Annotated in this window: 15 protein-coding genes; 8 read left to right on the top strand and 7 right to left on the bottom strand. The window is 42.0% G+C overall.

What is annotated here, in order from left to right; genetic code table 11:
• Positions 1–3: 3 nt before the first annotated feature.
• The 4 genes from LC653_RS11605 to LC653_RS11590 all read left to right on the top strand — a co-directional run bounded on the left by LC653_RS11605 (position 4) and on the right by LC653_RS11590 (position 4447).
• A complete protein-coding gene (locus LC653_RS11605) occupies positions 4–846 on the top strand; it encodes a DUF2382 domain-containing protein (protein ID WP_229494618.1) in 843 nt (280 codons plus the stop codon).
• 361 nt (positions 847–1207) lie between these two features.
• Positions 1208–2101: a DUF2382 domain-containing protein gene (locus tag LC653_RS11600; RefSeq protein ID WP_229494617.1), complete on the top strand. Its 894-nt coding sequence runs from the start codon at positions 1208–1210 to the stop codon at positions 2099–2101.
• 259 nt (positions 2102–2360) lie between these two features.
• Positions 2361–3281 (top strand): YsnF/AvaK domain-containing protein, encoded by a 921-nt coding sequence (locus tag LC653_RS11595; RefSeq protein ID WP_229494616.1) that lies wholly within the window; start codon positions 2361–2363, stop codon positions 3279–3281.
• Between the two features lie 242 nt (positions 3282–3523).
• Positions 3524–4447: an ion channel gene (locus LC653_RS11590; RefSeq protein ID WP_229494615.1), complete on the top strand. Its 924-nt coding sequence runs from the start codon at positions 3524–3526 to the stop codon at positions 4445–4447.
• A gap of 12 nt (positions 4448–4459) precedes the next feature.
• On the opposite strand, the gene LC653_RS11585 is transcribed toward LC653_RS11590, so the two are convergent.
• Positions 4460–4654, bottom strand: a complete 195-nt coding sequence (locus tag LC653_RS11585; RefSeq protein WP_229494614.1) for a hypothetical protein — start codon at positions 4652–4654, stop codon at positions 4460–4462.
• Positions 4655–4881: 227 nt separating this feature from the next.
• Positions 4882–6072, bottom strand: coding sequence for an RNA-guided endonuclease InsQ/TnpB family protein (locus LC653_RS11580; protein ID WP_229494639.1), 1191 nt, complete (start codon positions 6070–6072; stop codon positions 4882–4884).
• Positions 6073–6284: 212 nt separating this feature from the next.
• Here LC653_RS11580 and LC653_RS11575 point away from each other — a divergent pair, with 212 nt between their 5' ends.
• Positions 6285–7952 (top strand): alpha/beta hydrolase, encoded by a 1668-nt coding sequence (locus LC653_RS11575; protein ID WP_229494613.1) that lies wholly within the window; start codon positions 6285–6287, stop codon positions 7950–7952.
• A 258-nt stretch (positions 7953–8210) separates the two neighbouring features.
• Entirely contained in the window at positions 8211–9500 is a 1290-nt protein-coding gene (gene tnpB / locus LC653_RS11570; protein WP_229494612.1) for an IS200/IS605 family element RNA-guided endonuclease TnpB, read from the top strand.
• A gap of 114 nt (positions 9501–9614) precedes the next feature.
• Here the strand turns inward: tnpB and mnmA are convergent, their stop codons facing one another.
• Both mnmA and LC653_RS11560 read right to left on the bottom strand, forming a co-directional pair.
• Positions 9615–10712: a tRNA 2-thiouridine(34) synthase MnmA gene (mnmA, locus tag LC653_RS11565; protein WP_267923018.1), complete on the bottom strand. Its 1098-nt coding sequence runs from the start codon at positions 10710–10712 to the stop codon at positions 9615–9617.
• A gap of 967 nt (positions 10713–11679) precedes the next feature.
• Complete coding sequence (locus LC653_RS11560) at positions 11680–12969, bottom strand: RNA-guided endonuclease InsQ/TnpB family protein (RefSeq protein ID WP_229494610.1); 1290 nt, start codon at positions 12967–12969, stop codon at positions 11680–11682.
• A gap of 24 nt (positions 12970–12993) precedes the next feature.
• Here LC653_RS11560 and tnpA point away from each other — a divergent pair, with 24 nt between their 5' ends.
• Positions 12994–13401, top strand: coding sequence for an IS200/IS605 family transposase (gene tnpA, locus LC653_RS11555; protein WP_229494609.1), 408 nt, complete (start codon positions 12994–12996; stop codon positions 13399–13401).
• A gap of 146 nt (positions 13402–13547) precedes the next feature.
• Positions 13548–14462, top strand: coding sequence for a hypothetical protein (locus LC653_RS11550; protein WP_229494608.1), 915 nt, complete (start codon positions 13548–13550; stop codon positions 14460–14462).
• A 5-nt stretch (positions 14463–14467) separates the two neighbouring features.
• On the opposite strand, the gene LC653_RS11545 is transcribed toward LC653_RS11550, so the two are convergent.
• From LC653_RS11545 to LC653_RS11535, 3 genes are all read right to left on the bottom strand, one after another.
• Positions 14468–14689, bottom strand: coding sequence for a hypothetical protein (locus LC653_RS11545; RefSeq protein ID WP_229494607.1), 222 nt, complete (start codon positions 14687–14689; stop codon positions 14468–14470).
• Between the two features lie 32 nt (positions 14690–14721).
• Positions 14722–14949: a hypothetical protein gene (locus tag LC653_RS11540; RefSeq protein ID WP_196524301.1), complete on the bottom strand. Its 228-nt coding sequence runs from the start codon at positions 14947–14949 to the stop codon at positions 14722–14724.
• Between the two features lie 113 nt (positions 14950–15062).
• Positions 15063–15335, bottom strand: a complete 273-nt coding sequence (locus LC653_RS11535) for a hypothetical protein (protein WP_229494606.1) — start codon at positions 15333–15335, stop codon at positions 15063–15065.
• Positions 15336–15436: the final 101 nt, after the last annotated feature.

The following is a 15436-nucleotide window of genomic DNA, read 5'->3' as shown; positions in this document are numbered from 1 at the left end:
TGTATGCCTCTTCATAAACTTGAACATTTTGACCCAAACTATCAAGAAACTTTTGGCAAAGACGACGTTAAAGCTCTGGATCTTTACACTGAAAGAGGAGACAGAGTTGGTTCTGTGGCAGATGTTTTAGTTGATGACGATGGCCATTTCCGGTATTTAGTTATTGATACAAGCTCAGAATTTTTTGGTAAGAAAATATTACTACCAATTGGTCTTTCGCGGATCAATTATGCTGCAAGACGCGTCTATGTTGATGGATTAAGCAGACAGCAAGTAGAAGGTTTAGTCGAGTACAAAGAAGACGCGATCGTTGATCATGATTACGAAGAAAATGTACGTAGTGTATTTCGTTCTCCAAGCAGCAGTGTAACTTACGATCGCAATACATACAATTACCAGACAGAACCAGCTTTATACGGGTTGAATGAGCAAGATCATCAAACTTTTAGACTGTATGAAGAACGATTAATTGCCAGCAAACAGCGCATCAAAACTGGAGAAGTAACAGTTGGTAAACACATTGAAACAGAAACTGCAAGCGTTACAGTACCTATTCAAAAAGAACGAGTTGTGATTGAGCGAGTTGTGCCAACAGAAGCAGGAAAGGTTGTAGATCCCAATGAACTTAAGTTCCAAGAAGGGGAAGTAGCACGCATAGAAATATACGAAGAAACGCCTGAGATACGTAAAGAAGCCTTTGTGCGTGAAGAAGTCCGGGTCAAGAAAGTAGTAGAACGGGAAACTGTGGAAACACAAGATACCATTCGTCGAGAAGAGTTAGATGTTGATACTGAGGGTAATTTACAGGTTCAAGAGCATGATACCACTACACATGAAGCTATTTAAGTAGCTGGTCAATAAGTTTGTTTGGTAGATTTATCTGAAATAATCATGCAGGCAAAGTTAATTTTTATCTCTGCCTGTGTTTTTGTATTAAACAACAAGATTCCCAACTCCTTTAAGAAGTTGGGAATCTTGTTGTGGAAAAATTTACCTTTTGATAAACCATGTAGAGATCCGAAATTGCACTTCATACCGCAATGCTTTCGCGTCTCCACTTAATTCTTTGCTCTGACATCAAAAAATATGTATAACTTTTGATTATTTAAGTCTTGAAATAATTCATTCGCCAGAAGGAGGAAAATAAGTAATTAAATGGCTAATTTAGTTATTAGGAGATGGGAAGAAAATTTTTGAGGTAAATATAATGGTACTTTACAAATTACAAGATTTTGAGCCTAACTATCGTGATACATTTGAAGGCCGCGACATTAATGGACTTGGCGTTTATACCCAAGGAACTGATGAAAAAATTGGTACTGTCAGCGATGTTTTAGTGGATGAGGAAGGTCATTTCCGCTATTTAGTCGTTGATTTAGGCTTCTGGATTTTTGGTAAAAAAGTGCTACTACCACTTGGTCGTGCCCGTATCGACTATAATGTTGATCGCGTCTACACAATTGGCTTGACTAGAGAGCAAGCAGAAGATTTACCTGAATTCAGTGAGCGTCAAACGCTTGATTATGATTATGAAGAACGGGTGCGTGGGGTATATCGCCAACCCACAGACTATGTTCCACCTGTAGATCCATTATTACCATTGGAAGCAACACCACCAGTGGATACAACCTATCAGCAGCCGGTTACCCCAACTTACAATCGTGATAGCTACAATTACGAACAAGAGCCTTCTTTATACGGGTTAAATGAGCAAGATCATCAAACTCTGAGATTGTATGAAGAACGGCTGATTGCCAATAAACGCCGCCAAAAAACTGGAGAAGTAACGATTGGCAAGCACGTTGAGACTGATACTGCACGGGTTGCAGTGCCAATAGAAAAAGAACGAGTTGTGATTGAACGTGTAACTCCAGCAGATGCAGGTACTGCCGTTTCTGGGCGCGAAGCAGACTTCCGTGAAGGCGAAGTTGCTCGCGTAGAAATCTATGAAGAAACTCCTGAAATTCGCAAAGAAGCATTTTTACGTGAAGAAGTCAGAGTCAGAAAAGTGGTGGATCAAGAGACAGTTGAAACTCAAGAAACCGTGCGTCGTGAAGAGTTAGATGTAAATTCTGGTAACCTTCCCATTGAAGAACGCTAACTAACAGAGTTGTTAGTTAGGAACTAATGACTAATAATTAATTAGATACAGTACAGGTGAGGCTGTAAAAGTAGCTTTACCTGTTCTTCTAATAACTAATACAACTTTAGATTTTGGATTGCGAATATTGCTCTGAATATGAGTTAGATAAATACATCTGTCGCAAACATTTTCTAAATGGTATTTAGATGCTCAATACATTTAATTTAGCTAAGTAGAAAACAGTTCATAAACTTTGCAGCGTATGAATAGCCAACCGATGACAAAAAACATTGGACAGGCAAACTCTGACTCTCAGACTAGCACCTCATTAGCAGATTTACGAAAGAAGGTCAACAATTTTGCTGTGTTCGATCAGCAAGGTCAGCTAGTAGGAGTAGTTCATGATTTAATTGTGGATGCTAATCGCCGATTAAACCTAGTTATATCTAAACAGGCGAATCAAGAAACTCTAGAAGATGGTCAGCAGTTAGCTGATAAACATCCTTCTTTATTTCGGTTGCAGAGCCAGAGAATAAAAAAAATAGACAAGCCAACTAAATCTGTTTTCATAGACTTAAATAAATCAGAAATCGAGTATATGCCTGAATATTTAGAAACAGAAACACCAGGCGATGCCTATCGGCAAGCTGCTCCGCATCTACGCACACTATCAGAAAACTCAACTGAACAACTAGCGAATTATCAAACTGCAAATAGCCCAGTTGAGCCAGTAAATTTAGAAGAGGCTACCGAAGAACAGATTATTCGTTTACTAGAAGAACGACTAGTTGTTGAAAGCAGTAAGCGTAAAGTTGGTGAGGTGATTGTTCGCAAAGAAATCGAAACCCGGATGATACAAGTTCCTGTCCGGCGTGAAAAGTTGATTGTCGAACAAATTAGCCCAGAACACAAACAACTTGCAGAAATTGATTTAGGACAAGAGGAAATTTTTGGCATCGACTTAACGGAAGTAGAAAGACTTGAAGTTCAGCATTTTGGTAGCGGTTTAATGGTAAGTGGTGAATTTAGCTCACCTAAAACTGCTAGTTTATTGTTGAATGCGATCGCACTAGAGCAAAATCACGGCTGCAACCAGGTGCGAGTGACCATCGCTGTTGAAGATGAGTCACACCAGAAAAAATATCAGGAGTGGTTTGATCGCTGTTCTAAAGGTCAGCAACTCAACCCTGAAAAATGAGTTAGTTTCTCGCTGATTGTTAGGGTGGGCATTGCCCACCCTATTTTTTTTTGCTGATTTAAGAAAATACAGCGTATTTCAGGTAAATGAAGTACACGGGTAGGGACACAACATGTTGTGCCCCTACGATTATCTGTACCTCACGCCTGTTGCAATCTGCTGTAAAGTTGAAATTTCCGTTCCCTTGTGGGTAAGTGGAATGTCAAAATACTAAGCAGTTGCCGTTCTTTTGGCTACTTGCAATGAAATTTCGACTCAAGAGACTTTCACCGAAGAAAAAACAGCGTCTGATCCAACCTATTCAGATTCAAGTTCGAGATGGAAAATTTGAGATTATGGGTATGGGTGCATGGCATTCTTACTGGCGTGATCCTTACCATCTGCTGCTAACGATTCCCTGGACTGGCTTTGTGATCCTAATTTGTACTTTCTATGTAATTATTAATGCTCTATTTGCCCTAGCTTACTTGATAGGAGGAGATTGTATTGCCAACGCCCGACCTGGCTCTTTTTTAGATGTCTTTTTCTTTAGCGTGCAAACCCTAGCATCCATCGGCTATGGGGCAATGTATCCTAAAACAACTTACGCCAACATTATTGTCACCATTGAAGCAATGATCGGTTTGGTGGGAATTGCTGTGATGACGGGACTAGCTTTTGCTCGATTCTCCCGACCTACAGCCCGTGTGCTATTTAGCCGTGTTGCTGTAATTACACCTCATAATGCAATGCCGACTCTCATATTTCGCAGTGCTAATCAGCGTCGCAATATGATTCTGGAGGCGCAGATGCGAGTCTACTTAATGCGCGACGATGTAACCTTAGAAGGGCAGTTCATGCGTCGGTTCTACGACCTCAAACTACTAAGGAACCAAACACCTAGCTTCACCTTAAGCTGGTCAGTGATGCATGTCATTGATGAGTTTAGTCCTCTATATGGGATGACACCAGAATCGTTAACCCAGACAAATACTATGCTGATCGTCTCTTTGAGTGGCATTGATGAAACGGTTGCACAGGTTGTCCATGCCCGTCATACTTATGGTGCTAATGAGATTTTGTGGAACAATCAATTTGTCGATATCTTCCATCACACACCCGATGGACATCGCTACATTGATTACAACCGCTTCCACGATGTTTTACCTTTAGATAAAAACAGTTGAAATGCCTGAAAGTTACTCCAAAGTCTGATTGACTGGAGCTTGTAAGGGTTTAACGACAACCCGACCATTTTCAACTACAGTGCAACTTTTAACCATGCTCTTGCTGGGGTTAACTGGGACATCCTGGCACTGGTTTTGGTGAGAGATATTTTGCTCCTGTTGGTGATTGAGGACGACAACACAAGAGGGGCAGGAGGAGAAGGACATATAAAATATTTTGATCTCTATATCTATTATCGCCTTACTGATGCTGTTTGGCTGAAAAATTTGCTACTCATGCTGAAGTAGTCATTGGTCATTGATGATTGTTTTTTGGTAAATACCTCGCCTTGAAAGTGGGCGATTTAAAGCGTATATGGGAAACTATGGCTGTAAGTACTTGCTTTCTTGTGCTTTTGACACTCTCCGGGCTGAAGCCAGGGAGATTCTTGGATCTATGACAGAACTTGCTCAAGCAGGTTTTCACCAACCGGAGTAGAGGTTCCATCTCCCCAAGCGTTGCTTGCATCTAGTGCAAAGGTTCCGGTATGCCCTACCGTACCCAATCCTCGACTAAGGATGATTCTAGCTGCGTTTTCATCTCTATCCATGACACAACCACACAAACATACGTGTGTCCTGGTAGATAGAGTTTTCTTAACAACTTCACCGCAGCTAGAGCAAACAGCGCTTGTATATTGCGGATTAACCGCAACCGTAACTCGTTTAAATACCTTCCCAAAGTACTCAACCCAGATACGGAACTGATACCAGGATGCGTCATTAATAGACTTGGCTAAACAATGATTTTTCACCATGTTTTTAATTCTCAAATCTTCATAGGCTATCAAGTCGTTAGACTGAACTACGCACCGTGCTAATTTCACAGCATGGTCTTTACGTTGCCTACTTATTTTGAGGTGGCGCTTAGATAAAATAAGTCGTGCTTTGTCTCTATTTTTTGAACCTTTTGCCTTCCTGGAAACACGACGCTGTGAACGCTTGAGAACCTTTTCGCCTCTGGGCAGAAACTTAGGATTCTCGATCATAACGCCGTCAGAGTCGGTGTAGTATTCCTTCAAACCGACGTCCAGACCAACTGTATTGCCGGTCGGTTCTATATTTTCACAACGGTCTACATCAATGCAAAATTGAACATACACACTATCGGCACGTTTTACCAATCTCACCCGCTTAATCTGGTTGACTTGGTAGAAGTGCAAGTCACGAGTACCTTTAAGCTTTAGTCTCCCAATGCCTTTTTTGTCAGTAAAGGTGATGGATTTTCGATTATCTCCAAGCTTCCATCCTGACGTTTTGTATTCAACAGAACGACAATCTTTTTGGAACTGAGGATAACCTTTTAGACCTGGAATACCTTTTTTGCAGTTGTCGTAAAATCGAGAAATAGACGACCATGCTCGTTCAGCGCTGGCTTGTCGAGCCATTGAATTGAGTTCCGAGGCAAACTGAAAATTAGCTGCAAGTACAGCACAATATTTCTGCAAATCGTTTTTACCTATGCCTTGAAAATCCATCCATAGCCGAATACAACTATTGCGGATGAACTTTGCAGTCCGAATTGCATCATCTACTGCGATGAATTGCGCTGACTTACCATAAGCTTTAAACTCAAAAACAAGCACTTGTGTTGAGCAAAGTCGAAACATCGCTTTTACCTGCGACCTTATACTACCATGTTTGGTATAAAATTAATTAAACATAGAATAAAAAGCCGTCCTGGAAGGACGTAGCTCTAGACCCAGTTTTCCGGTAAACAGGAAAGCAGTTATAGATCCCGCCCCGCTTTCCTCCCTGCTCAAACTTGTCTGGCAGGGTTAGACGGTGGGTTTTTCTAATGAAAAAATTTCTGAGATACCTGGGTTTAGGTTTGCTATCTACGTTTTTGACTGCAACTCCCGGATTGGGAGCTGAACGCCTTAGCTTTTATTACCCTCCCTTCGGCGAATTCTCCTTGTCTGTGGACTCGCTGGAAACTTTTGCGAAAGTTGGCAAAATTGATCAAGATTTGTCATTTTATGCTAGCCGTGCTACCCCCCAACAACTGGCTCAACTGCGGGATCTGCTCCAGCAAAGGTTCAATGTTACTCCTACATTAGTATCACAAGTCACCTACTCACCTATAGGCGAACAAGTGATGCAACAGCTGGGAGAATTCCTCCTCACTGAATCTCGACAGAACGGCTTCTATGCCATACGTGCCTCTTTGATTTTGGCTGCTGCTGATCGAGAAGGTTTAACAGTTGTGAATTTGCTGCGGAAATTTCCTAGCAATACTATCCGGGTGAATTTTACAGAGGGATTAAGGATAGTCGATGACTTGTCACAATTGCTCAAGAGAAGGGATGAAGTTGTTGCCTCTCTTCAAAAAGAAGCGATCGCTCAAGCAGCCAATTCAACCGTTGACTTCTCACAACAGCCAGATTTGCGATCGCCAGGAAAATTTCGCTGGCAGAAAAAAAGCCTGGAGTTAAATGACTTTTCTCGCAATCGCCGTCTACCGGTGGATATTTATCTGCCGGAAACAGGTTCACAAAGCACTAAAGAACTACTTTCACCTCCCTTTCCCCTGATTGTAATTTCTCATGGTCTCGCCTCAGACCGCTTTTCCTTTGTCTACCTGGCTGAACATCTAGCATCCTATGGTTTTGCTGTTGCTGTACTGGAACACCCTGGTAGTAATGCCGAACGCATTCAACAATATTTTGCAGGTTTGGCCAAAGCGCCAGACGCAGCAGAATTTATCAACCGACCTTTGGATATCAAATATCTCCTCGATGAACTCCAGCGTTTGGAAAAATCTGATCCCACCCTGCAAGGAAAACTCAATTTTCAGCAAATTGGGGCGATCGGTCAGTCCTTTGGTGGTTACACTGTTTTGGCTCTAGCAGGAGCAAATATTAACTTTGAGCAACTGAGGCAAAACTGTAATCCTAATTATTCATCCTTTAATTTGTCGCTCTTGTTGCAGTGTGAAGCAAATAAATTACCCCCAAAAAATTACGAACTCAAAGACGATCGCATCAAGGTCATCATGGCGATTAATCCGATTGACAGCTTAGTTTTCGGTGAGGGCGGAGTGAGTCAAATTAAAATTCCAGTAATGCTGGTAGCAGGTAGTCAAGATATTTTTGCCCCACCTGTATTTGAGCAGATTCGCCCCTTTACCTGGCTTTCTGACTCTAATAAGTATCTAGCTTTAATTGAAAACGCCACCCACTTTTCGGCGATCGGAGAAACTACTTCTCAAAATAATGTCTTACCTGTGCCACCTGCCTTACTGGGCCCCGATCGCGCCCCTGTTTATTCCTATCTCAACGCCCTCAGCGTAGCTTTTTTGGAAACCCATCTTCTCAACCGCCCTGAATACCGTTCCTATTTGCAGCCTTCATACGCCACATTTATCAGTAAAGAACCGCTTAATCTCAGTATTTTACAGTCGTTATCGGTAGATCAATTCAATCAAATTTGGAATGGCTCAACTACCCAGTCAGCCAAACCATGAAATCTTCAACCTACCCCTACCCATCCGTGAGAACTTAAGATAAAACACTTTTTGTCAATCAGTTAAAATACTCAAAATATTTTTCATAAAAATGATAATCGTGTGTCGGCAGAGAGGGCGAGAGATGCTCGCCTCATCCCTTTGAAAGCTGTCGTTACGAAAACCATGATTTTGTTGATTTCTGTAAGCCGCACACTCGTGACTTAACATCATAGTTAGGCGCTCCATATTCAGCGTGGACTCTATGTTAAAATTCAAGTGTATTCAACACAATTTTTGAAGTTGGCTTACGTCCAAAAAGCGTTTCAAGTTACACTCATCCCTAGTCATAGTCAAAAAATCTTAATTAACAAGACAATTGGGTGTACTAGATTTGTGTATAACCATTTTTTGGCACTGAGAAAAGAGTTATACAGTGCCGAACAAAAAACGTTAAATTACAACGCTTGCAGTCAGCAGTTAACTTTACTTAAAAAAGAGATTGAATGGCTAAAAGTTGTAGATAAGTTTGCTTTACAGAACTCACTCAAGAATTTAGAGGCAGCATACAAAAACTTTTTTACTGACCTAAAAAAAGCAAAAAATAAAAAAGGTGTGGGTTTTCCTAAATTTAAAAAGAAGCATAGGTGTAAGCAGTCTTATAAGACAAATTTTACCAACGGGAACATTCAAGTAATAGAGAATCGTTTAAAACTCCCAAAACTAGGATGGGTAAAGTTTCACAAGTCTCAACAAATTAGTGGAAAGCTCGTGAACGTTACTGTTACTCTCACGAATACAGGCAAGTATATTGCTACTATTTTGTGTGAAACAGAGATAGAAAAACATCCCCAAGTCACTAAAAATATTGGGCTAGACTTAGGCATAAAATCTTATCTCGTTACTAGCGACGGCGAAGTTGTAAATAATCCTAAATATTACAGAACTCAAAAAAGGAAGCTACGTAAGGCACATAAAAAACTATCTCGTAGTGTAAAAGGCAGTAGCAATAGAGTCAAAGCGAGAATCAAGCTGGCTCATACCTACGAACGCATTACTAATTTGAGAAATGACTTTCTGCACAAACTTTCGACTCGCCTAATCAAAGAAAATACTATTATCTGTATCGAAGATTTACGAGTTGGCAACATGCTTAAAAATCATAAATTAGCTATGAGTATTTCTGATAGCGCAGCGTTAGCGAGTCTTCGAGCGTCTGCTAGTTGGTCTAAGTTTGTTACCATGCTGGAATACAAAGCTAACTGGCATGACAGAGTTTTACAGAAAGTTGGTACATTTTACCCCTCATCTCAGACTTGTAATTGTTGTGGTTTCATTAACCCATTAGTTAAAGATTTAAAGTTGCGTGAATGGTCTTGTCCTAGTTGTAGTAGTTACAACTTGAGAGACGTGAACGCAAGCTTAAATATTTTGGATGAGGGATTAAGAATTTTGACAGCAGCCGTGGGTATCCCGGATGCTCTAAACGCCTGTGGAGAAATTGTAAGTCCTGGAGTAATTCAGGCGGAGATCGTTGAAGCAGGAATCACGCGACTTGAAGTCGTGTGAGGTTCAAGAAAGGGGTATCATCGACAATTGAAACAGCATTATCAACTTTTTTACAAAAATCTGATAAAAAATACCCCTCTACAAGTCAGGAGGGGCGCACAAGCAGGGTGAGATTCAACTAAACTGTTCAATAATTCCACCACCTAACACCTTTTCCCCGTCGTACCACACCGCCGCTTGTCCGGGGGTGATGCTAAATTGGGGTTCATCAAATACCAAACGCACACGGGAATTTTCCAACGGAATCACCGTCACTGGTGTAGGCGTTGAACGATAGCGAATTTGCACTTCGGCACGAATTGGGGTCGATGGTTCAGCAATAGAAACCCAGTTTACCCGTCCGACAGTGCATTCTGGCTGAGTTACCTTAGTGCGATCGCCTACTATTACCTTATTATTTTCCGCATCTAATTCAATCACATACAGTGGTTCGGCAGCAGCAATTCCCAAGCCTTTGCGCTGGCCAATGGTGTAGTGATGGACACCATCATGCTGTCCCAAAATTTTGCCTGTAACATCGACAATATCGCCTGTTTTGGGGGCTAAATATTTATCCAAAAATGCCCGCATGGAACCGTTACTTTCCACTAAGCATAAGTCTTGACTTTCTGGCTTATCAGCAGTTTTCAGTCCGTATTCAGTCGCAATGCGGCGGGTGTCAGTTTTTTCTAGTTCGCCCAGAGGAAATATGGTTGCTGCAAGTAAATCTTGAGACAAATCATAGAGAAAGTATGACTGGTCTTTGTTGCGGTCAACAGCCCTTAATAATTGGTAACGTCCAGTTGCTTCGTCATAGCTAATTCGGGCATAATGACCAGTGGCGATGCGATCGCACCCCAATTCTTCACGAGCATACTGCACCATTGGCCCAAACTTCACCGTTTTATTGCACTGGGAGCAAGGCAAAGGCGTGATTCCAGCACTGTAACCAGTCACCAGGTAATCGACAATATGCGTCTGAAAGATATCTCGAATATCCACAACCTGATGGGGAACGCCCAGTTGTTCACAGAGTTCAGCCGCGTCGATCATACCTTCAGAGCAACATTGACCTTTGCCTTTCATTAGCCAAAGAGTCAAACCAATCACTTCATAGCCCTGATGGTGCAGGATAGCTGCGGCGGTGGAACTGTCAACGCCACCAGAAAGACCAACGACGACTTTTTTCATACATTGCACGACAAGCTGCGTGGTTGTCCAATTGTAGCACATACTCTTTCATTGCCTTGCTAGCAAAGCACTTCAGTTTCTGAAGAAGTAAATAGAGATTAGACCTCTTGCATAAATCAAAAATAAAGAACCCCACCCCGCATTTGAGTAAAGCAAACGCTCCCCTCCCCGCAAGCCTACCGTGTACACACAAGTCTTTTAGAGTGGCTCCACAGACTTTTAATCCCCCCAACTTCTCTTGAAAAACGAAGCTGTTTCATTCCCTCAACGAAGAGGCAGGGGGAAGGGGGCAGGGAGCAAGGGGAAATGACCCCTTCCCTCTGCTGTGGAGCAAAGCAGAACATGGGTTTGAGTCCCCCACAACAACCAAGCGTGGTTCTCGTTCAGGTGGGATGGTCACTGAGTTTACGGTGAGCGCAGTCGAACTGCGTAGCCGAAGTGTAGAATCCCAATTCTGTTCTACCCCCCCAGCTAATAGCTCCCTGCCCCTTTTCCTCTTATTCAAAGGCTCAAAAAAGACTTGTGTTGTGAACGAAAAGACTTGTGTTGTGAACGAAAAGACTTGTGTTCTGAACGAAAGTCCTTGTGTTCTGAACGAAAGTCCTTGTGTTCTGAACGAAAGTACTTGTGTTCTGAACGAAAGTCCTTGTGTTCTGAACGAAAGTCCTTGTGTTCTGAACGAAAGTCCTTGTGTTCTGAACGAAAGTCCTTGTGTTCTGAACGAAAGTCCTTGTGTTCTGAACGAAAGTCCTTGTGTTCTGAACGAAAGTACTTGTGTTCTGAACGAAAGTACTTGTGTGTACACAGTAGCCCCGCAAGCGGGGAGGGGTTCGAGGTGGGGTTTGCAAGAGGTCTATTGTTTTTCACTCCGTCATCATCAAAGAGAACTGAGAAACCATTCTTTCCCTGCTCCCCCATCACCCTTATCTAAGATTAATTACAGATGTATTTTTTGCCACGCAGATGAGCTAATTTTAGCTTAACGCTATATAGTTGCTACAACGGTGAACTAATTAGTTCTTGGTGACAACTCTCCCGCTACATTGCTTGCAATGTAGCGGGAGCATCTCAGATTCACAAATGAGACTTGCTGCTTCACAGGCTGACTAACATCTAAGCCTCCGCAGCCAGGAATCGGTAGTCCAACCGACCCACGCTTTAAAAGATTCAATGCTGAATTCCAGTCGCGGTCAATAACCAATCCGCAAGAACAACTATGAACACGGACTGCCAAGGTTTTTTCAACCCTCTCACCACAACTCGAACAATTAATACTCGTGCCTCTAGGGTCAACTCCAAGTGTCAGCTTGCCGCGTTTTACCGCTACTGCTTGCATAATTTGAAGGAACTTACCCCACGCGACATCAAGTATTGACTTAGCTAATCGTGTTCTAGCTAATCCTCTAATGTTCAAGTTCTCAAAAATAATTAAGTCATAGGAGTTAACCAACCAATGAGCGACATGATAATGAAACTCTTTTCTTTGTCTGGCAACGTGCAAATGAAGTCTAGCTACCTTGTTAGATTGTTTGCTCTGATTCTTAGAGCCTTTGACTTTACGTGCAAGCTGGCGTTGAATACGTGCTAATGTAGACTGTGCCTTACGGTAATACTGCGGTACTTCAATACTTTGTCCATCAGCAGTAGTTAAAAACTTTTCCAGTCCTACATCTATACCTGTGGCAGTTGTGATTTTATCAATAGACTTTGCATCGGGAACAGTCTTGTCTTCCAAAGAAAAACTACAATACCAACCATCGGCTTTACTTAAAATTGTCGCCTGTTTAATCTCAAAACCATCTGGAATTGGGCGATGTAAAATCACCCCAATCTCACCAATCTTGGATAATTTGAGAATATTACCTACCAGATGTGCGCCAGCTTTGGGTGAGTTGACACGCGGGAAAGTAAATGAACTTATATCACCACGTTTCTTAAAGCGTGGTTTCCCTCCCCTTTTTCCTTTCTTATCAGGTACTATCCACCGTTTCCACGCCTTGTCCAACCGCATTAAATTTTGTTGTTGGCAGTCGGCATAAATGTTTTTGTAATCGGGGAATAGATATGAAGTCTGTTTGAGGTCGCTTGCTTGTGTGTAGTAATCCGCTTTCTGTGGTATCTCCCCAATTGGTTCAGAAACTAAGCTGCATCGGTCTATTCGTGACGTTGTACGTCTTAACCAGTCTAATCTTTCTCCTAGCGCGTAGTTCCAGTGGCGACGCAGTAACTCTCCCCAAGTCTCAAGAATGACAACTTGTTCGGGAGTGGGATTGAGTTTGAACTGGTAAGTTAGTAACATATAGTCATAATATCATTTGGCGGCATGACTTACAATATAGGACACAGAGCAGTTTATAGCCTTAATATTCATTTAGTGCTTGTTACTAAGTACCGAAAAAAGGTTATCAATCAAGCAATGCTAAAACGACTGCAAGAAATATTTGAGAACACCTGTACTAAGTGGAGGAGCAAAGTTACAGAATACAACGCAGAGTCAGACCATGTTCACTTGGTTATTAGTTACCCCCCGGATGTGGAAGTAAGTAAACTCGTGAACAACATCAAGACGGTATCTAGTCGGTTAATTCGCAAGGAGTTTCATGAACACGTTAATCGGTTTTACAGTAAACCAGTTTTTTGGACAGGTGCATACTTCGTCGCTTCATGTGGAGGCGTTACCCTCAATGAACTCAAGTCTTATGTTGAGAAGCAAAACTTTCCTTGCAATTAAGAAAGCTGATTTCGGCGGTATCGAACCCCACGTTGGGAGCCCTCCTATCCCCCATCACCGCCAATTGGAGTACCAATGTGGCGGGAGTACCCCGGAGGCTTAGATGGAAATTGTCTAAAAATACTTTGACTACTTTCTAAAGTACTATGTCGAGAGGAATACCAAGTCAATTTATCCCATTTCAAATGCTGCGTCGAAGTTCTAAGGGTTGGAAGCCCACTAAAAAATTTCTCCCCCTGTTAATGGGAGGATGGTTACTGCTAATTCCCAACAACAACGTGCTACTGGCTCAAGAAGCAGGTGAAATTTTACCGCCACCGCCAATTCCCTTTGGTCAACAGCCATCACCGCAGTTACAACCGGCCCAACCATTACAGGACAATCAGTTGGAGCCGAATTTTCAGCCCTCTCAACCAGTACAAAACAATCAGTTTGGGCAGGATTTTCAGCCCTCCCAACCATTACAGGACAATCAGTTTGAACCGAACTTTCAGCCTTCCCAACCTCCACAGTTTAGTCAATATAACCAGAACTTTGAGCGCTACTTAGTTTACGTAGATGGTAGTGATTTCCAGACGTTACAAGCAATCCGTCGGATTGAACCCAGTGCTTACATTCGCCAGTACCAAGGACGGAATGTAATTCAATCAGGTGTTTTTAACAGAGTATCTAACGCCCAACAACGGGTGAGTGAGTTACAGTCACTAGGCATATATAACGCCCGGATTCTCAGCTTCGCTAACGGACAGGAAATAGATGTAGGTAATAGAAACTTTGTAGGCGATCGCAGTAATATAAATCCTCCTAAGCAAGCCTCTAGATATTATGTCGTGATTCCGACCACTCAAGAACAGTTACCTGCGATCGCACAACAAATTAGGCAGAATCTAGCCCGATTTAGCCAAGATTTAGGACGATCTGGCGGAGTCCTCGAAAGGACGCAACCACGAGGGCCACATGTAGCAGTCGGGCCTTTCTCTGATCGATTCCAAGCTGGGGAATGGAATAAATATCTGCGAAATACAGGATACGGTAATGCCAGGGTTTACTACGGCAAGTGAAGAAGTTAGGAGTTAGGAGTTAGGAGTATTGAGACGCGATTAATCGCGTCTGTACAGGAGTTAGGAGTAAGATGAATCCCTAGAAGATTAATTTTATCTAGATTCAGTATTGCGATCGCGAATGATGAACCCGTGTTTGGCGAGATAATTCTGGATGTATTTGATCTCAATTCTTCACTCCTAACTCCCCACTCCGTACAGACGCGATTAATCGCGTCTGTACCCACTCCCCACTCCCCACTCCCCACTCCCTAGATTCTTAACGCAGGGATTCAATAATTACTGCTGTTGTAATTAAACACAACAGGATAATTCCCAGTGGAAGCAAAAACTGTTGTAAAAGGTACAGCAGTATGGGTATGATTTGTAAGATACCTAAACCACTGGATAGAACATAGGCGATCGCAATGCCAACTAGCACCAGCAAGAAATATTTCAAGGATTTAGAAGCAAAGCGAAATAGAAGCGTATCTTGATTTGAGTCCATAATTTTACTCACGAAATTAGCCGACTTTTTAGCAGTGAATATTCTTTTTGATTTCCCATTCCCCATTTAAAAAAGAAGGCTATGGGAAATCGTGCCCAGCCTGAAGATTAGTTTTACACGTCGATATTCATCTGATTGGATGAATTATTCAAAGACTGTTGTTGTCTTTGTGGATTGTTTTGCTTTTCATAATTAGCTAATAGTTGAAACGAAATAAACAAGCCCAACAACAGCAGCAAAAATGAGCCGAAACCAGAGGAATACTTATTTATTTCTCGCTCAACACCACATTTGAGACAAACATATCTATTGGGATTACGTGTATCTTGGGCAAAGGGGCACTGATTTTGATTGCAATCATGATGACAATCTCTGTCTAACATCATTGAACCTCCTGTAGGATAATGAATTACATACTGAGTTGTAAATATGCTCTACAGAATCTAGTTAGTTAATACCCACTGCCTGTTTAGTAGACACCACTTTC

Origin of the sequence: Nostoc mirabile CHAB5784 (assembly GCF_020829645.1) — a bacterium.
Lineage (GTDB): Bacteria > Cyanobacteriota > Cyanobacteriia > Cyanobacteriales > Nostocaceae > Nostoc > Nostoc mirabile.
This window is presented reverse-complemented; position numbering and strand designations above follow the sequence as displayed.